The sequence below is a fragment of the Aurantiacibacter sp. MUD61 genome, assembly GCF_027912455.1.
Lineage (GTDB): Bacteria > Pseudomonadota > Alphaproteobacteria > Sphingomonadales > Sphingomonadaceae > Alteraurantiacibacter.
In genome coordinates this window covers 1,780,210-1,798,521 of the sequence record NZ_CP115446.1, presented here as the reverse complement: position 1 = coordinate 1,798,521, position 18,312 = coordinate 1,780,210, and the positions used below count along the sequence as shown (strand labels likewise).

Genomic DNA, 18,312 nt, shown 5'->3' with positions numbered 1-18,312 from the left:
GGCTGAATGGTTTTAGTGCTTAGTCGAAGACGCCTGCTGCGCCGTAATCGCCCGGCTGGCCTTTCACGACGAGCGTGCTTGCCAGCATGTCGTGCAGGCCCTGCTTCTTCTCCGTAAATGCGACCATGATATAGCCGATCAGAAGGATGATGGCCGACAGGATCTTCGCGACATAACGGCCAAGCGCATTCAGGAAGCTGATCCGGTTGCCGTTCATATCGGTCACGATGATGCCCACGGCCTTCTTGCCAAGCGTCGCCTGCCAGGAAGAACTTTCAAGCCCTGCGTAATAGGCGATGCCGATCACCAGACCGATAACGCCGCCAGTAAAGTTGAGGCCGGTTTCCATCGCGTTGATGTCACCACCCGTCGTGGCGACGCCTGCACCTATTACACCGCCAACGATGCCGCCGATTAGGCCCGCAACGATGCTGACGACGATTGTGTCGATTATATACGCCCCGACACGGAGCCAAAAACCTGCATATTCCATTGAAATAGTCCCCTCTTTCAAACCAGAAACGCATGCCATCACAGAACGCTTTGCGTTGCAAGCGCGACATTGTGAGTGAGCAAAGAAAAAGGGGACCTGCAGGCCCCCTTCCCTTCCTCCGAAGAGGATTTCGTATTCGGCGCGCTTAGAAGCGGAAGCGACCGGTGATGCCGTATGTCGTCGGATCGTTCGGGTAGCCCGAAACGCTGCCAGGCTGGGCAGGGCTATCGAAGACGGTACCGAAGTAACGGTCATCCAGAATGTTACGGCCCCACACCTGCAGCTCGAAGCCACTGTCGTGCGCATAGGTCAGCGACGCGGTGAGGTTGTTCTGGCGAGCGGTGAACGGCAAGCCTGCGGCAATCGCCGGACCACCATCGGCAATCGTGCCATCCGGATTACGGACTGCGAAGTTCGGCAGACCTTCAACCAGCTGGTACTCGGAAGACCAGAGGTAGTTCACACGCGGGGTAAGCGTGCCGCCACCCAGATCGGCTTCATACGAGGCGCCGACAATCACGGTCCACTCAGGAATGCCCGAAGGCGTCGTGCCCGAAATGTCGCCCTGTGCCGACTGCGTGAAGCTGTCGAATTCAGGGTTGAGGTAGGTCACCGCCGTGTTGATGGTCAGGCCATCAGCCGGGAAGAAGGTACCTTCATATTCAACACCCCAGGTCGATTGGCTGCCTGCGTTGGCAAGCACGAAGCCCGAACCGGTGAAGATGTTGGACTGGAAGCCCTCAATCTCCTGCTGGAACACTGTCAGGTTGAGCGCCGCAATGTCGAAGTCGGTCTTGATACCGGCCTCATACACGGTGGACTCTTCTGGCCCTGCAAAGCGTGAACCATAGGTCTGGTTCGGCTGTTCGAGACCGGCAGCGATGATTGCAGGACGATCAGCCAGCGTCGGGCGGGCATCGCGCGACAGGTTGACCGAGCTTGCCTTAAAGCCGGTGGCGTAGCTGATGTAGACATTCACATCAGGCGTCACGTCGTAGGCAAGGCGTGCGGTGTAGCTGAAGTTGTCGTCGTTCACTTCGCCATCTTCGACTGCGTTCGGCACGTTGATGAACGGCGGCAGGAACTGCAACGGACGCAGCGGGTTCAGCGGGTTTGCCTCGGGATTGTTGACGTTTGCAGCAGCGAAAGCCTGCGCCCCGGCAACAATCGTCGGGAACGCGGCTGCACCAGCAGCGCCAGCAGGGCTGGTGCCGGATGCAAAGGCAGTTACTTCAGCCGCTGTAGCGCGGCGGCCGAGGCCAAGCTGCGTACCGACTGTCGTGGCAATGGCACCTTGCGTCAGAACCTGACCGCGGAACGGCGCAAGCTGCGGCGCATCGAAATCGATCGAGGAGAACACGTCGGTCGAAACGGCATTTTGCGTGAAGGTCTTGCTGTCGTCGGTGTAGTTGCCGCCCAGCGTCAGAACCAGACCGTCGATGATTTCGAAATCGACCTGTCCGAAGATGGAATAGGCTTCCGACTGCAGCGTGTACGCTTCGGTGAAGCCCTGACCCTGCAGATAGAACTGATCGACGAAATTCTGGCCGAACGCCTGGCTGAACACCAGATCAAGCGGTACGGCGCCGGGATTGTTCGGGTCCTGGAACAGCGAGAATGCACCGCCGCTGCCACCTACTGTCAGCAGGTTGGCATAGTTGCGGAAATCGGCACCATACAGCAGCTGGTTGGACTGATCGACATCTTCATTGATGTAGAACAGGCCCAGCAGCAGGTCGATACGATCACCGATCGTGCCCGCAATGCGGAATTCCTGGGTGAAGGTGTCGAGACGCAGGTCCTGCGAGTTCGGATAGATCAGGTCGGCAGTCGAGAAGTCCGAATCCTGAACAGTGATCGCCTCGGTCGTCCGGCTGGCGGTGATCGAGGTCAGCGTGAAAGCACCAATGTCGTAATCGACCTGCGCCGAAATACCGTGATTAGTGATGTCGTTGACCGAGTTGAAGTTGTTGTAGATCACATCGGCGAACGGATCGTTCGGATTGGTGACCTGACCGCCAAGCAGCTGGATCACACCTGTCGACGGACCGCTCTGCGCGTTGACGACGCCGCAGCAAACCTCGTCGATGGCGTCATAATCGCCGATCACGCGGATGCGCAGGTTTTCACCATTGTCGATCAGCAACTGGCCGCGCGCATACCAGCGATCGCGGTTGTTCGATGCATCGCCCGTGCCAAGGTCTTCGAAGAAACCATCGCGGCTGTTGAGGCCTGCACCGACGCTGAAGGCGACCGAGTCAGTCAGCGGGCCGGTGACATAGCCACGGGCCACGACCTGATCGAAATTGCCATAGGTCAGCTCGGCATTGCCGCCGAAGTTGAACTGCGGCTCTTCCGTGACGACCGAGATGACACCGGCAGAAGCGTTCTTGCCGAACAGGGTCGACTGCGGGCCGCGAAGGACCTCGACGCGCTGCACATTCGGCAGGTCGGAAATGGAGGATGCGGTACGGCTGCGATATACGCCGTCGATGAACACACCGACAGAGGGTTCGATACCGGCGTTGTTTGCACCGTTACCGAAGCCGCGGATGAAGAAGCCGGTGTTGGCCGAGGACTGACGCTGACCGACGGTCAGCGAAGGAACCACCGTCTGCAGATCGCGGATGTCGCGGATCACGTCGCGCTCCAGCGTCTCTGCACCGGTCACGGACACGGCAACGGGAATTTCCTGCAGCGTGGTTTCACGCTTGGTGGCGGTCACCAGAATGGTGTTGCCCTGCGCTTCATCGCCATCTTCTGCAGCGACTTCAGGATCGTCTGCATCCTGTGCCAGAGCGACGCCCGGAGCAACCAGCGCCAGAGCGGCCGCGCCGCAAAGCAGGTTGCGCGAAAAGCCGGCAACGCCAGCAAACGTAGTTTTCATTGAATTCTCCATCTCTCCCTCAGGATGGGAATTTTCGCCGTTTTGGCGATAAACCCCTGTCCTTCAGCGACCTGAATTAGTCGATTGTTGTTACTCGGCGCAAATGTTTCCGACAATTCCACTTCGCGCGTCATCCCCGAGATGTCATGATACCTGTATCATTGGCGCAACAGTTAGCAACCTGACCTATACGTAAGGCAGCCTTGCCACACGAAGCGCCGCGTGCGCATACGCATGCGTAAATAGGGCGTGAAGCCACACAACTTGCCCCCCGCGCCCGCATAGGCTAGAGGCGCGCCAATTCGCAGGTGCAGCATTGTTGGCTGCCTGCCCATACACAGGAAAACCGCATAATGTCCGCCCCCCTTCGCAACGTGGCGATCATCGCCCACGTCGACCATGGCAAGACCACTCTTGTCGATCAGCTCTTCCGCCAGTCCGGCACTTTCCGCGAAAACCAGCGCGTGGAAGAACGGGCGATGGACAGCAATGAGCTGGAGCAGGAACGCGGGATCACCATTCTCGCCAAGCCGACCAGTGTCGAGTGGAAGCCGGAAGGCGGCCAGCATTCCTATCGTATCAATATCGTCGATACGCCCGGCCACGCCGATTTCGGCGCCGAGGTGGAGCGCATCCTGAGCATGGTCGATGGCGTCATCCTGCTTGTGGACGCTGCCGAAGGCCCGATGCCGCAGACCAAATTCGTGACCGGCAAGGCGCTTGGCCTTGGCCTCAAGCCCATCGTGGTCGTCAACAAGATCGATCGCCAGGACGCCCGCGCGAGCGAAGTTCTGGACGAAGTATTCGATCTGTTCGTCAATCTCGATGCGAATGACGAGCAGCTCGACTTCCCTGTTCTCTACGCATCGGGCCGCAATGGCTATGCCAGCGAAGACCCCGAAGCGCGCGAAGGCGATCTGCTGCCGCTCTTCAATCTCATCGTGAGCCACGTGCCCGAGCCCGATCTCGATCCCGATGGCGAGTTCGCCATGCTGGCGACGCTGCTCGACCGCGATGCCTTCCTCGGCCGTATCCTGACCGGCCGCATCGAAAGCGGACGTCTGGAAACCGGCATGCCGATCCACGCGCTCGACGTGAACGGCAAGGTCGTCGAAGTCGGCCGCGCTACCAAGGTTTTCGCCTATAATGGTCTCGAGCGTGAGCCTGTGCTGCACGCCAAGGCCGGTGATATCGTCGCTATCGCGGGTCTCACCGATGCGACCGTATCGAACACGCTCGCAAGCCCCAGCGTCTCGGTTCCGATCCACGCGCAGGAAATCGATCCGCCGACGCTCAGCATGACATTCGCCGTCAACGACAGCCCCTATGCGGGCCGTGAAGGCGACAAGGTGCAGAGCCGCGTGATCCGTGACCGCCTGGAGCGTGAAGCCGAAGGCAATGTCGCTATCCGCATCACCGAAAGCGCCGGCAAGGATGCTTTCGAAGTTGCGGGCCGCGGCGAATTGCAGCTCGGCGTGCTCATCGAAACCATGCGCCGCGAAGGCTTCGAACTTTCGATCAGTCGCCCGCGCGTTCTCTATCGCGAAGAGAATGGCGAGCGTCTGGAGCCGTATGAAACCGTCGTCGTCGATGTGGACGATGAATTTTCGGGCACCGTCGTCGAGAAGATGGCAAAGCGTAAGGCCGAGATGACTGAAATGCGCCCCAGCGGCGGCGGCAAGACGCGCCTGACCTTCGTCGCGCCGTCACGCGGTCTCATCGGCTATCACGGCGAATTCCTGTCCGACACGCGCGGCACGGGCATCATGAACCGCCTGTTCGACAGCTATGGCCCCTACAAGGGCAAGATCGAAGGTCGCCAGAACGGCGTGCTGATCAGCATGGAACAGGGCGAAGCCATGGCCTATGCGCTCAACACCATCGAGGAACGCGGCGTGCTGTTCGTTTCACCGGGTGAGAAGCTCTATCAGGGCATGATCATCGGCGAGAACGCCAAGCCCGAAGATCTCGAGGTGAACCCGCTCAAGTCTAAGCAGCTCACCAACTTCCGCGCCAGCGGCAAGGATGAAGGCATCCGCCTGACCCCGCCGCGCAAGATGACGTTGGAGCAGGCGATCGCCTACATCGGTGATGACGAGATCGTGGAAGTAACGCCGGAGAACATCCGCCTGCGCAAGCTTCACCTCGACCCGCATGAACGCAAGCGCGCCAAGCGGGCGAATGCCGACTGAACGGGCGGATGCGGCGGTCCAGGCCCTAGAACGGCCTTCCGCAACATTCGCAGACCAGCGGCTCTAGCGGCTCGAGGTCACCGACCTTGCCGGCCTCCAGCTCGAACGCGGCTTTCGCGGCAGTCGACAGGAACTCCAACCAGTTCGACTTGGTTGAAAACGGACCGATTTCGAGCTGTTTGCGCAGTGCTGTCACCTCGCGCTCCGTCTCCGGCCCCCACACGCCATCGCGGCCGGCCGGGATCTGGTAGACGAATGTGAGGACGTTCTGGATGAAGATCACGTGGCTTTTCGCCGACTGCTTGAAGCCGACATTCGTGCCATTGTCGAAATGGAAGTGATCGCGGTGCGCGGCATTGTAATCGTAGCTGAGGACGGTCCCGAAATGCCGTCGCAGGATCGCTTCGATCCCGAGATACAATTGCGGGCGCTGCGGGAAAGTGGTGGCGACCCAGTTCGATCCGTCGGCGAACAGAAAGGCATCGAGGTCGAACGCGCGGTTCTTGTGATGGAGGCTCGTTCCCATGCCCGCGCGGCTGACGCCGCCGGTCAGGATCGACTCCACCACCAGTCCTGCGTGCTTATCCATAAATGAAAACAGCTCCGCGAAGCATTTCTCGCACTGCTTGGCAAATTCAGCATTGATGTAAGGCTTGGTCGGCACTCCGCCGACCCCGTAATGACTTGGCGCGCTCCGATCGTAGACCAGTGGCTTGCCGTCGAACTGTCCAATTCTTGTATCGCTCATCGAAGTCTCCTGTCTGGAGCGACCCGAGCGTTTTTATAATTGTGAATTTGTAAGGACTTCGTCTTCCTAGCAAAACCCGCGTGCAGCGGAAAATCCGTTCAATCGTTTGCGTCGCAGCGATAGATGCGGAAACGTGGCCGGTCATCGTAGCGGACACGCATCGTATCCGCGTCTTCGATGGCCATGTAGAATGCGTATTCGGAAGGCGGTGCATCGCCATATTGCTCACTGACCGTAGCTGCGGCGTAATCGCCATCCGCGCGAACGTTCTGAACGATACCGGTGCTTTCGAAAAAGCCGATTTCGCGCGCACCGATATCGTAGCGCTGGTGGCCGCGGGTTTCGCAGTGATCAAGGCTTTCTGCCCACCGCCCGTGAAATCTTTCGGGGATCGTGTCCCGCAAAGCGCCAGCGTCGGCGCGCGCTTCGTCTTCTGATCCCGCCGCTTCATTATTGGCATCAGGCGCAACACTCTCCGCCTGGCTGTCTGCCGGAAGTGCAGGTGGCTCCGCCGGATCGTCCGAGGTGGGTTGAGGATTTGCGCATCCCGTCATTGCGAGAATACAGACTGACAGAACAGCGACTTTAGTTTTCATGTCAATTAAACAGGATGCGATATGACTCGTTCCCACGCGAAGGGGCACGAATCCTCCGGGCGGATTGCCATAAAGCCGTCAGGCCAAGTGCTTTTCAACCAAAGCAAGGAAAGCGAAGAGTGAGGTTCCTGCGAGAAATGGCAGGAAAGCGCTATTTCCATCTTCCGGCAGTTCTTCCTTCAGGACACTCAATATGATCGCACCTGCGAGAAATGCGAACAAGCAGCCGATGAAGACGTCTGGCAAAACCACTTGCAAGCCGAGCACCCAACCAAAGACCGTCAACGCAACAAGCACCCAACGACCATATCGATCATATGCCTCCGGATGATCCTGCCGCGCATCAAAATCCAGAACCAAGAGGTGGAGGGAGATAGCGAGAAAATACGAAGCTAAAGACCATAAATTGTCGTCACTCTCGCGATGATTGAGAAGGTAGGCGACAAGCAGATTCAACAGCCCGAACAATGCAAGGTGCAGGAAGAGCACCGACTTCCCCATGCGCGCAGCCAGTCCCGCAGCACGGTTGGCATCGTGGCTCGTGCGAACCATCCGCTCCAGCCCGTAGAATACTGTGAGCCCAAACAACGCGAGGCCGTAGACAACGGTCTCTGCAAAAAGGGGCGTCACTTCCAAAGAGTCAGCGAACTCTCCGCGATGCAGAGCAATTTCCGGTAGCACGTGCAGAAACACCCAAGCGACCGACACTCCGCCTGCGAAGGACAACCAGCGACTGCGCGGCCGCTTTTGCAAAAACGCTAGACATCCTATGAAAATGTGAATGGCGACAAATCCTGCCGTCATTGCGCCGGTAATCAGGATCAAGGACATGGGCTTTGCTTAGTCGAACTCACGCAGCAATGTCGAACAAAAGCACGCCCGCCAAATTTGCAGATACGCAAACGCTCTTTCGGTAAGCTGAAAGATCCGGCTCAAAAACGGGTCGTGAATTCTACCAGCGATTGCGGCATGTGATTGAGCGCCCAGATTTCGATCATTTTGTCGAAACCTGTCAGGACCATGAGCCCCACGACAAGCACTGCTCCGCCGAACATGGGCTTTGCATATTTGGCGAGCGATTGCAGTGATTTGCTGCGCTGCCCCAGCGCCTTGCGCGAGCCATAGGCGAAAGCGAGGATGGATGTCGCCACGCCTAGGCCGAAAACCAGAAAGATACCGAAAGCGCTGAGGAGGTTTTCACCCTGCGCCGCAGCCGCGATTGCAATGCCCAGGGTCGGTCCAACGCATGGCGCCCAGACTAGGCCGAACAAACCTCCGACCATGAACTGGCCGACGGCGCCTTCACCGCTGGTGCGGCCGAGCATCCGCTGGCCTGCGCTGGTTATCGGCGCGGCTGCTGCGCTGAGCGCCATTTGCGCGCGTGGCATGAGCATCACTCCCCCCGCAACGACCAGCAGACCACCCGCCGCCGTTCGGACGACCCGCTCATCCACGCCAACCGAAAAGCCGAAGGCAAGCACCAGCAGGCCGAAGACGGAAAAACTCAGCACCAATCCCGCGGCCAATGCTACTGGTCCCATTTTGCTTTTGCCCAGGGCTGTGGCGATGATGATCGGAACGAGCGGAAGGACGCAAGGGTTGAGGATCGTCACCAGGCCGGCGAGGAATGCGAGAGCGATGCTGCTGATCATGATGCTGAGCTCTGTCAGGACGTTTGCGAAAGCGCGTCAGATATTGCCGAGCACGAAAGAGCGCAGGCGATCGCGATTGGTTTCGGCGATCGAACGTCCAGCTTCTTCGCTGCCGTTGAACACCAGAATGGTGGACTGACGCGGAATGCGGTGGGCGCGCAGGAAAGCGCTATCGTTGTCGTAATCGACGCGGATGAAGACCGCATTGGCAAGACGTTCGTCATTGCGCAAATCTTCGAGGATCGGCGCCTGCGCGCGGCAGGTTGGGCACCAGTCGGCGTGAACGTTGACCACGATGGTGCGGCCTTCAGCCTGCGCGGCCTCGAAGGCGCTTTGCGAATATTGGGTCCACGTGGGCTGGGCCACAGCGGCCATGGGAACAGCTACGAAGAGTGCCGCAATTGCGAGTATAAGGGACTTGAACTTGGACATGGGGTGAGCTCCGAAATGGGTTTGGTGACCCGACATTTCGTGCGCAACGCTGAAGTGGTTACGCCGGATGCTATTTTTCTTGGCTTGGGTCTGCCCAAGTAAGCGACAGGCGATCAGGCCGTGACGAGGTTCAGCTTCTCACTTGCCACGCCGACTTCGAGCTTTCGCCCCCAGCCAAACTGGAGGAAATCGGCCTCCATCCCGTCGGCGAAGACTACTCCGCCATCGTTCATATGGCTGGTGATCCGCAGCGTATCGTTCGTCAGCACGCCGCGCCGCATGCTGGTGCCCGTGGCAACACTGGGAAAGAGTTCACGAACGAACCACCCCAGCGCTGTCTGTGTCGGGGCGAGTTGCAGATCTGCCCCCGTAGCCAGCATGATCGAGCGTGCCCAGCCGGTCGCCCCTGTACCGGTTGCAACAATCAGTCCGCTGCTGCTCTGTTCCTCGCCCCGCCCATCATCGGCGATGAAGTAGCGTGCCGATTGATGGCTCCGATGACCGATAAAGAGCTCGTTCAACGCTACCAGCCGATCGCCTGAATCGAGCTTCGCTTCAGCCATCGTCCGCGCCTCGATCTGTGCATCGGCATGCCACGCCCGTTCAAACAAACCGTCGAGATGATTAACGGTGAAGCGCACCAGCACCCCGTCGTTGCGCCCGGGATCGGTATTGATGCCAATGACCTTCTGTCCGCTTAGGTACTTGGCGACATTGGGCACTAGTCCGTCCTGCCCTACTGCTACGACAAGGTCCTCCGGCGTAAACAGGAATCGATCAAGATCTTCGCGCCGGACGTCGGCGTACCGCCACTCACCCGGCAAGGCTGCATGGGCTGCGGCAATTGCGCTTTCCTGCAGCGCGTGACGGGCTTCAACCTCCGCAAGGGTATGTCCGCGCTGTTCGAGGAAGAAGCGCACCTGATCGCGCGTGGCATGGCGTGCGATCAGGTGCTCGTATTCTGACGGGCGGGTGACAAAGACCGCGCGTGGCGGAAGCGCCTCCATCGCCTTAGCCCTCGATTACCGAAGCGGGCCTCGTCCCGGCTTTCGCCCCGGCAAACTCGCGCGCCAGTTGGGCAAGCATGTCGGGCGTCACATTGAGCTGCTCGATGTTTTCCAGCTTGCCGGCGAATTCGCGCGCGGCAAGACCAAGCAGTACCTGCGGCGGCAGGTCGCGATAGACATCCATGTGCGCCTTCTCGGCCTCTGCCCTTGCCTTTTCAACTGCGCGGATGCGCTCCGCTTCGCCTTCGGCTGCGATCATCTGCGCCTCGGCCTCACCGCGAGCGGCATCGCGCGCGTTCTCGGCCTCTTCCGCAATGAGCACTTTCTTCCGCCGGGTCAGTTCGACCTTCGTCGCCAGCTCGTTCTCGGCAATTGCCCGCTCCTTCTCGACCGCCAGCGCCCGCCGGGCGAATGTTGCCTCGTCCGCCTTCTGCTGGAGCGCCTCAAAAGTCGGGGTCTGAAGCGCACGTTCGAGTTCGCTGGTGGGTGCGAGATTCGCAAGACGGACGCTCACCACCTCGACGCCGATCTGCGTCAGCCCTGGATTGTCTGCGAGCGCCGCGCCGACGATGTCGCGCAAGGGATCGACACCAGCATCGAGCAATTCGCGCACCGGAGCCGTGGCGAGATATTCGAGCACAGCCTGCGCTGCGATGCCGCTGATGCGCGTCTCGATGCTTTCGCTCGGACGGGCGTTCCAGCGGCCGTTGCGCGGGTCGATTGTGAAATCGATGCGGTCGGCGGCCTGCTCGGGCGTGGCGACGTGCCAGCCGATCATGCCCTGCACGCTGACGTCCTGGAAATCCGCGCTGCGCCCTTTGGTGTAGAAAGTCATTTCCCGGTCATCGAGTGGAACCTCGGCAAGGCTGGCAGTGGCAGGCGCAAACCAGAAAACGAGACCGCGGCCGCTCGCCTTGAGGCGGCCTTTGGCATAACGCAGCACGTGCTGGCTGGGATCGGCACGCAGCAATGCGAGCGGGCCATATGTTGTGATGTTCGCCATGACAGACCTCCTTCAGTCCTGCTGGGGTTTACAGCGGTAGAGTTCCGCCGGTCGATAGGGTGTGCCGCTTTCGAATTCGCCGGTCGGCTCGATCCAACCCTGGTCGATCATCCGGCGCCGGAAAGCAGGCTTGGTAAATTGGGTGGCGAGGATCGCCTCATGCACCTGCTGCAACTCACGGAGGGTGAATTTCTCCGGCAGAAGGGCAAAGGCCAGCGGTACGTAATCCAGCTTGCCACGAAGGCGTAGCACTGCCGTTCGGAGGATTTCGGCGTGGTCGAAGGCCAGTTTGCCGGGCTCCGCCACCTCTGCAAGTGTCAGATCCGGGTGCCGATCCACCGCCTGCAGCGCGATCTTTGCAGGGAGCAGCGCGAAGTACGCCACTGTAACGATACGCATACGCGGGTCTCGCCCGGGCGCGCCGAAGGAATAGAGCTGCTCGAGCCAGACATGCTCGAGCCTTGCCTTGGTGGCGACAACCCGCTCGGCAGCCTCGTCCAACCCCTCCTCTTCGCGAACGAAGCTGCCTGGAATTGCCAACTTGCCAGCGAACGGCGCCGCGCCACGCTCCTGCAGTAGGGCAACAAGCTTGCCATCCACCACACTCAGAAGGACGGTATCGACGGTAACCGCGACCGCCGGAAACTCTGTGGGGTCGTAATTTTCAATGAACTCGCGATCTTCCATTGACTCGCCTCTTATCTAATAATCATATTAGTTATTACTATTCTGGTTATTTGTCAAGCGGATAAATCGCCCCTCATTTCCGAGGACTATCGCATACGGAAGACTGTGGTCCTGCGGTTGCAGTTTGGGGGCATCTCGACGGCACAGCCCCTGCCCCCTCTCGCAATCCGGGCAGCTCTCGCCTAAAGGCACTTTCAATGGACACAACCGATCTTCGCGTTGCGCTGTTCAGCGGCAATTACAATTATGTCCGCGATGGCGCGAACCAGGCGCTCAATCGCCTGACCGACTACCTGCTGCGCCAGGGTGCGTCGGTGCGCGTCTATTCACCCAAGGTCGATGAGCCTGCGTTCGAGCCTGCAGGGGACCTGGTCGGCGTTCCCAATGTGCCCATTCCCGGACGCGGCGAATATCGCATACCTCTGGGCTTCAATGCCGACGTAAAGCGCGATCTGGCAGAATTTCGCCCGAATATCGTGCATGTGTCCTCTCCCGATTTTACCGGCCATGCCGCTGTGCGCTGGGCGCGCTCGCGTGGGCTGCCGATCCTCGCCAGCGTGCACACGCGGTTTGAGACCTATCCGCGCTATTACGGGTTCGCTTTTCTCGAGCCTCTGGCGGTTTCCATCCTCAAGCGGTTCTACAACCGCGCCGATGCACTGGTCGCGCCGTCGCAAAGCATGGCAGACGTGCTCGAAGAACAGGGCATGGGCGATGACATTTCGATCTGGGCACGCGGGGTCGACAGGGAGATTTTCGACCCCTCTCGCCGCGATATGGAATGGCGACGCGCTCACGACATCGGTGATGAAGATGTTGCGATCGGCTTCCTCGGCAGGCTCGTCCTCGAGAAAGGTCTCGATGTCTTCACCGAAACGACGGACCTGCTGAAGGCACGCGGCGTGCCGCACAAAGTGCTGGTGGTGGGTGAAGGCCCGGCCAAGAGTTTCTTCGCCGAACATTGCCCCGATGCAGCTTTCGTCGGATTCCAGAAGGGAGCGGACCTTGGCCGCGCCGTTGCCAGCATGGATATGCTGCTCAATCCCTCGGTGACCGAGACCTTCGGCAATGTGACGCTGGAAGCCATGGCCAGCGGCATTCCGGTGGTCGCCGCGCGCGCAACCGGTAGCACCAGCCTCGTCAAAGACGGCGTCACCGGCCGCTTGATCGAACCCGGCAAGGCAGAGCTGTTCGCCGATGCGGTGGAAGTCTATAATCGTGACGCGGCCTTACGCGAAGCCCACGGGCGCGCAGGCGAGCTGCGCAGCCGCGAGTATTCATGGGATGCGATCAATTCGGCAGTCGCCGACGCCTATCTCCGCCTTGTTTCAGAACATGGCGGAGCCAAGCAGGCGGTCTCAGCGTAGCACGCCCTTAGCCGCCATCGCGCGCGAATAGATAATGAGCAGGATCAGCACGATGCAGATCACCGCGGTGAATATCCAGGTGAAAGCAGTGTTGAGCTCTGCCGGCATGTTCGCTGTGCTCTGATACACAGTCGATACTGCAAGGCCTGCCAGCGAAACGGCAAAGGCATAAAGCGCAAAACGGCTGCGGAACAGCAGCAACAGCGAGCCGAAAAATCCGCCCCACACACCCAATGCCCAAGCCGCATCTGCCCAGGCCGGAAATGTCGTGAAGTAATCGAGCATTACATCAAGCGAAACGCCCGCCTGATCGGCCGCAGCCTGAAGATAATCTGCGTTTCGCGTCTGCGTCATCGTGTAGTCGAGCGCCCCGCCCGCATGCCAAATCAGCGTGACAATGCCGATAACCCATAGATGCCACGGCGTGGCTGCGCATTCATTTGTCATGATACCCTCCCCCGAGAAATCCCGGAGGAGGGTTATCAGGAATTACGCGTTTGGCAAAATCGCCGTCGCGCTAGAGCCGCTCAATCTTGCGCGCGAGTGCATCGATCAGATCGATCACCTGATCTTTCTGCACGTCTTTCAGATCGCCCCGCGCCGCCTTGTTGGTCAAAACGGTGGCGAGGTTGCCGAGCGAGCGGAACACGTCTGCCGATCCTGCCGCGGGCTTTGCACGCTCGGCCTTGCGACCGAGGCGTTCCCACAGATCGTCGACTTCATCGCCGCGTTCTTCAAGCTCATCGATGCCGGCATCGGTGGCCTGGTAGAGCTTGCGCGAGTCTTCGCTTTCCTGCTCTTCGATCATGCCTTCATCGCTGAGCATTTGTAGCGTCGGATAGATGGTGCCGGGGCTGGGTGAATAGGCCCCGCCGGTCATCTCTTCCAACGCCTTGATCAGCTCGTATCCGTGGCGCGGCTCTTCGGCGAGCATGGCCAGCAGCACCAGCCGCAATTCGCCGGGGCCGAACATGCGTTCGCGCCGGCGCGGCGGACCGCCACGGCGCGGACCACGGCCGCGATTGCGATTGTTGTTCATGGCGAAGAGGCCGCCGGGGCCGAAGATGCCGCTCGCATTGAACGGGCCGCCGCCGCCGAATGGGCCGCCACGGCCGAAAATGCCGTCCGGACCGAAGATATCGTCGGTGTTGAACTCGCGCTTGAATTCACGTTTGAACTGACGCTTGAACTCGGCGCGATTGCGGCGGCGTCGCCGGGTGCGGGCGTCATCCTCGTCATCGTCCACATCCACATCGACATCAAAGTCCTCACCTTCCGGGCGGTCTTCGATCTCGACTTCGACATGCACGTCAAAATCTGCGCCTTCGGGCGGCGTTTCGCCTTCTACCGGCTCGAGATCTTCTTCCTCGATCACTTCCTCTTTCGGCTTTGCCGTGCGGCGCGTCGTGGCCTTCCGCTTGACGGTGACCTTGCGTGGTTTGCGCGGCTTGCCAGCCGCTTCTTTCTTCTTGGCCATGGCCAGAACTCCATTTCTCGTCCCAGCCTTAAGATATATCTTAGAGCTATCGTAACAAGAGGCTTTCGCATCAATCGGGCAAAAATTTCGTTGCTCGCTACCTTTCTCAACTGAGCTGGGGCAGAGAGAAGCCATGGCTGACCTGTTTGGCGATGATGCTCCCCCCGGCGATGGTCCAGACGAAGCGGCAGAAGATGCGCCGCTCGCCGATCGGCTGCGCCCGCGCTCCTTGGCGGAGGTTATCGGGCAAGATCACGTTACCGGCCCCGAAGGTGCGATCGGCCGGATGATCGCCGCTGGCCGCCTCTCCAGCCTGATCCTGTGGGGGCCGCCGGGGACAGGCAAAACCAGCATCGCTCGCCTTCTCGCTGCGGAAGTCGGCATGCGATATGAAGCGGTGAGCGCTGTTTTCTCCGGCGTCGCCGATCTCAAGAAAGCCTTTGCCGCAGCCGAGAGAGCCAAGAAGGCAGGGCAGCGTACGCTTCTCTTCGTGGACGAGATCCACCGCTTCAATCGCGCACAGCAGGATGGCTTTCTGCCTTTCGTTGAGCGGGGCGTGGTCACGCTGGTCGGCGCGACCACGGAGAACCCCAGTTTCGAGCTCAATGCTGCTTTGCTCAGCCGCGCGCAGGTCCTGATCCTGCACCGCCTCGATGCAGAGGCCTTGGGCAAATTGCTGGGCAGGGCTGAAGAGCTGGAAGGTCCCCTCCCCCTGACGGATGAAGCGCGGGACGCCTTGGTTGCGAGCGCCGATGGCGATGGTCGCTTCCTGCTCAACCAGGCAGAAACGCTTTACAATGCAGCGATCGACCAGCCGCTCGATCCCGCAGCGCTCGGCCAGTTCCTGCAGCGCCGTGTCGCTGTTTACGACAAGGATCGGGAGGGCCATTACAACCTGATCTCCGCCCTGCACAAAGCGGTGCGCGGGTCGGATCCGCAGGCATCGCTTTATTACATGGCGAGGATGCTGGTGGCGGGAGAGGAACCGCTGTTCCTCGCGCGGCGGCTGATCCGCATGGCGGTGGAAGATATCGGCATGGCCGATCCTGCCGCGCTCACCCAATGCGTTGCCGCGCGCGATGCCTATCAGTTTCTCGGCTCGCCTGAGGGTGAACTGGCACTGGTCCAGGCCTGCATCTATCTCGCCACCGCGCCCAAATCGAATGCGGTCTACAAGGCGCAGAAAGCGGCGTGGCGGAGCGCGAAGGAAACCGGCAGCCTGATGCCGCCGATGAACATCGTCAACGCGCCCACGAAGCTGATGAAGGATGCCGGATACGGCAAAGGCTATTCCTACGATCACGATGCGGATGAGGGCTTTTCCGGCGACAATTATTGGCCGGATGAAATGGAGCCGCAGGAGTTCTACCAACCCGTCCAGCGCGGGTTCGAGCGCAAGATACAGGAGCGGCTGGATTATTGGGCAAAGCTGAGGGGCGAGCGTGGCGGTTAGACAATTCGAGCACTTTATCGCGGTCGACTGGTCAGGCGCCCAAGGCGCACGGCACAAGGCAATCACGATGGCGGTGGCGCATGCCGATGGGGGACCGCCGGTGCTTGTCGAACGCGAGGCAGGATGGACCAGAGCCGAAGTGCGCGATGTGCTGGCAGACGCACTGCCGGACAATTCGCTCGTCGGCCTCGATTTGGGCATTGCCCTGCCGTACGCGGATGAAGGCGCTTACTTTCCCGGATGGGAGAAGTCGCCGCCCGATGCAAAATCGCTCTGGGCGCTGATCGACGTCATCTGCGAGGGCGATGAGCATTTCTCTGCCGGAAGCTTCGTGGACCACCCCGAGGCATCGCATTATTTCCGCCGCCACGGCGGACGCGAAGGCGCGCGGTTCGGCGCGGGCGGCGCAGCCGGCGGGAGGGGCCGTTTGCGTGTCACCGAGCGCGCCCAGGAAGCGATGGGATGCAAACCCTACTCCAATTTCAATCTGGTCGGCGCGGCGCAGGTGGGGAAATCGAGCCTGACCGGCATGCGCGTGCTTCACGCACTGCGCGGTGAATTGCCGGTTTGGCCGATCGATCCCTTGCCCTACACCGGATCGGTCGTCGTCGAGATTTATACCGCGCTCGCATCCATGGCGGCCGGACGCTCCGCTTCGCGCAGCAAAATCCGCAGCTTTGAAGAGCTGGACGAGGCGCTTGCAAGGCTCGGCAGCCCTGCGATCTGTGGAAGCGGCCCTATCGACGATCACGCCTCCGATGCTCTCATCACCGCGGCGTGGCTTCGCAATGCCGCGCAAGTGGACGCTCTCTGGTCGCCTGAGAAGCTGACACCTGAAATCGCGCGGACAGAAGGCTGGACCTTCGGTGCCCGCTGACCAATAGTCTGCCGATGACGGATGACCCCGAAATCGCGTTTCTGTGCGATCCAGAGCTTGAAGGCACTTTGCCCAAGCCCGATCGCGCGATCCGTTTCGCTCCGGACTGGTTCAAGGACCTGCCGCGGGAAATGGATATACCCGACGCAGACGGTAAGCCCGGCATGACCGTAAAGGCGTGCCTGCCGGTTACCGACGCCTTTGCGCTGGGATACGTCATCCCGCTGCCATACGAGACTCACATCCGCGTGCCGCAGGATCAGCAGAATATGCAATTCGGGTGGCCGCATGAGGTCGCCTTCCAGCCGATCGAATTTCACCATCCCGGGCAGATTGGTGCACCTGCGCCGCCCTTTGGCCCCGTCACACCGCTCAAATTCGTCAATCCGTGGCGGATCAGAGTGCCTGACGGGTATTCGGTGCTGTTCACCACGCCGCTCTCGCGCCCCGATCTGCCATTCCAGCTTTTTTCGGGTTTCGTGGACTGCGACAAATTCGCGACCACCATCAATTTCCCCTTCCTGTGGCGCGGCGGCGTGGGCGATTTCGTGCTGCCCGCAGGCATGCCGATGGTGCAATTGATCGCCATCCGGCGTGACACATTGATCAAGGACCACGTAGCGCGAGGCTCAAGTGAGGAAGAGCTGGACGAACAGGCGCATGCGCATGATCGCAAGTATAATTCCGAAAGCGCCTACGCCCGCGAATGGCGCGTAAAAAAATAGGTGTTCAAGCCGGTCGTTTGCCCTTAAGGAGCCGCCGTCCGCGGACAGATGTGCCGGCTTAGCTCAGTTGGTAGAGCAGTTGATTTGTAATCATCAGGTCAGGGGTTCGACTCCTCTAGCCGGCACCACTTCCCTGAATATTTACCGTAACTTGCGCCTTATCGGCTGTTGACCGCTTCGAAATAGCTGAGCGGGACATCGACCGTGATGGGCCTGCCGCGATTGCTGGCAATGCGGATCGGGAACATGCCGTCGCGCGCGGCTGCGCTCACTTGGCTCGGTGTCGGCAGGATGCGGAATACTTCCATGAAAATGCAATCTGCAGAACCCGCGCGCTGACAGCTGGAATCATCCTGCAGAATGACGATTGTTTCGAGGTCTTCACCGCCGGTCGTCGTTGCGCGATCGAAGCCGATGAAATTGCCGTTATAGGCAACGATGAAGCTGACAAAGGCATCGCCCGGATCCTGACGCGGGCCCCAGCGGGTCACGATGGCGCTGCTTTCGATGGCGAAATTGTCGATCGCGAAAGAGACCTCGGGCGCGGCGTATTCGACCATGCCTTCCGCCTTGTCGTTATGAACGGTCAGCGAAACTCCGTTGGAGGCGGTGACAGTGCCCTCGGTCGATTGCGCCAATACTGTCTGCGACAGACACAGCAGTGCCATGCCTGCGATTGCGAAAAGCTTCTTCATCGAAAAATCCCCGTTCAACCC

The 18,312-nt window shown here is 60.1% G+C and carries 18 protein-coding genes and 1 tRNA gene; 6 read left to right on the top strand and 13 right to left on the bottom strand.

What is annotated here, in order from left to right; all coding sequences use genetic code 11:
- Positions 1-19: 19 nt before the first annotated feature.
- Positions 20-493 carry an RDD family protein gene (locus tag O2N64_RS08570; protein ID WP_271077200.1) on the bottom strand — a complete coding sequence of 158 codons (474 nt, stop codon included), beginning with the start codon at positions 491-493 and terminating at the stop codon, positions 20-22.
- A 145-nt stretch (positions 494-638) separates the two neighbouring features.
- Positions 639-3,380, bottom strand: a complete 2,742-nt coding sequence (locus O2N64_RS08565) for a TonB-dependent receptor (RefSeq protein WP_271077199.1) — start codon at positions 3,378-3,380, stop codon at positions 639-641.
- Positions 3,381-3,733: 353 nt separating this feature from the next.
- Between O2N64_RS08565 and typA the strand changes: the two genes are divergently transcribed.
- Positions 3,734-5,572, top strand: a complete 1,839-nt coding sequence (typA, locus tag O2N64_RS08560; RefSeq protein WP_271077198.1) for a translational GTPase TypA — start codon at positions 3,734-3,736, stop codon at positions 5,570-5,572.
- Positions 5,573-5,597: 25 nt separating this feature from the next.
- Here the strand turns inward: typA and O2N64_RS08555 are convergent, their stop codons facing one another.
- The 8 genes from O2N64_RS08555 to O2N64_RS08520 all read right to left on the bottom strand — a co-directional run bounded on the left by O2N64_RS08555 (position 5,598) and on the right by O2N64_RS08520 (position 11,697).
- Positions 5,598-6,320: an extensin family protein gene (locus O2N64_RS08555; RefSeq protein WP_271077197.1), complete on the bottom strand. Its 723-nt coding sequence runs from the start codon at positions 6,318-6,320 to the stop codon at positions 5,598-5,600.
- 98 nt (positions 6,321-6,418) lie between these two features.
- A complete protein-coding gene (locus tag O2N64_RS08550; protein ID WP_271077196.1) occupies positions 6,419-6,916 on the bottom strand; it encodes a hypothetical protein in 498 nt (165 codons plus the stop codon).
- 78 nt (positions 6,917-6,994) lie between these two features.
- Positions 6,995-7,747 (bottom strand): hypothetical protein, encoded by a 753-nt coding sequence (locus O2N64_RS08545; RefSeq protein WP_271077195.1) that lies wholly within the window; start codon positions 7,745-7,747, stop codon positions 6,995-6,997.
- Between the two features lie 101 nt (positions 7,748-7,848).
- Positions 7,849-8,568: a cytochrome c biogenesis CcdA family protein gene (locus tag O2N64_RS08540; protein WP_271077194.1), complete on the bottom strand. Its 720-nt coding sequence runs from the start codon at positions 8,566-8,568 to the stop codon at positions 7,849-7,851.
- Positions 8,569-8,604: 36 nt separating this feature from the next.
- Positions 8,605-9,000: a thioredoxin family protein gene (locus O2N64_RS08535; RefSeq protein WP_271077193.1), complete on the bottom strand. Its 396-nt coding sequence runs from the start codon at positions 8,998-9,000 to the stop codon at positions 8,605-8,607.
- Positions 9,001-9,113: 113 nt separating this feature from the next.
- Positions 9,114-10,007, bottom strand: a complete 894-nt coding sequence (locus O2N64_RS08530; RefSeq protein WP_271077192.1) for a hypothetical protein — start codon at positions 10,005-10,007, stop codon at positions 9,114-9,116.
- 4 nt (positions 10,008-10,011) lie between these two features.
- A complete protein-coding gene (locus tag O2N64_RS08525) occupies positions 10,012-11,010 on the bottom strand; it encodes an SPFH domain-containing protein (RefSeq protein WP_271077191.1) in 999 nt (332 codons plus the stop codon).
- 12 nt (positions 11,011-11,022) lie between these two features.
- Positions 11,023-11,697, bottom strand: coding sequence for an NUDIX hydrolase (locus O2N64_RS08520; RefSeq protein WP_271077190.1), 675 nt, complete (start codon positions 11,695-11,697; stop codon positions 11,023-11,025).
- A 197-nt stretch (positions 11,698-11,894) separates the two neighbouring features.
- Between O2N64_RS08520 and O2N64_RS08515 the strand changes: the two genes are divergently transcribed.
- Positions 11,895-13,064, top strand: coding sequence for a glycosyltransferase family 4 protein (locus O2N64_RS08515; protein ID WP_271077189.1), 1,170 nt, complete (start codon positions 11,895-11,897; stop codon positions 13,062-13,064).
- Here the strand turns inward: O2N64_RS08515 and O2N64_RS08510 are convergent.
- Together O2N64_RS08510 and O2N64_RS08505 are read right to left on the bottom strand one after the other, a co-directional pair.
- A complete protein-coding gene (locus tag O2N64_RS08510) occupies positions 13,056-13,511 on the bottom strand; it encodes a hypothetical protein (RefSeq protein ID WP_271077188.1) in 456 nt (151 codons plus the stop codon). The two genes, O2N64_RS08515 and O2N64_RS08510, sit on opposite strands and share 9 nt — an antisense overlap.
- Before the next feature lie 70 nt (positions 13,512-13,581).
- Complete coding sequence (locus O2N64_RS08505; protein WP_271077187.1) at positions 13,582-14,541, bottom strand: PadR family transcriptional regulator; 960 nt, start codon at positions 14,539-14,541, stop codon at positions 13,582-13,584.
- Between the two features lie 133 nt (positions 14,542-14,674).
- Here O2N64_RS08505 and O2N64_RS08500 point away from each other — a divergent pair, with 133 nt between their 5' ends.
- From O2N64_RS08500 to O2N64_RS08485, 4 genes are all read left to right on the top strand, one after another.
- Positions 14,675-15,994 (top strand): replication-associated recombination protein A, encoded by a 1,320-nt coding sequence (locus tag O2N64_RS08500; RefSeq protein WP_271077186.1) that lies wholly within the window; start codon positions 14,675-14,677, stop codon positions 15,992-15,994.
- The gene (locus O2N64_RS08495) at positions 15,984-16,871 is read left to right on the top strand and encodes a hypothetical protein (protein WP_271077185.1); all 888 of its coding nucleotides are present in this window, start codon (positions 15,984-15,986) and stop codon (positions 16,869-16,871) included. The genes O2N64_RS08500 and O2N64_RS08495 overlap by 11 nt, the downstream gene beginning before the upstream one ends.
- Before the next feature lie 14 nt (positions 16,872-16,885).
- Positions 16,886-17,596 carry a hypothetical protein gene (locus tag O2N64_RS08490; RefSeq protein WP_271077184.1) on the top strand — a complete coding sequence of 237 codons (711 nt, stop codon included), beginning with the start codon at positions 16,886-16,888 and terminating at the stop codon, positions 17,594-17,596.
- A gap of 52 nt (positions 17,597-17,648) precedes the next feature.
- A tRNA-Thr gene (locus tag O2N64_RS08485) sits at positions 17,649-17,724 on the top strand.
- Between the two features lie 30 nt (positions 17,725-17,754).
- Here O2N64_RS08485 and O2N64_RS08480 read toward each other — a convergent pair.
- Positions 17,755-18,291 (bottom strand): hypothetical protein, encoded by a 537-nt coding sequence (locus O2N64_RS08480; RefSeq protein WP_271077183.1) that lies wholly within the window; start codon positions 18,289-18,291, stop codon positions 17,755-17,757.
- Positions 18,292-18,312: the final 21 nt, after the last annotated feature.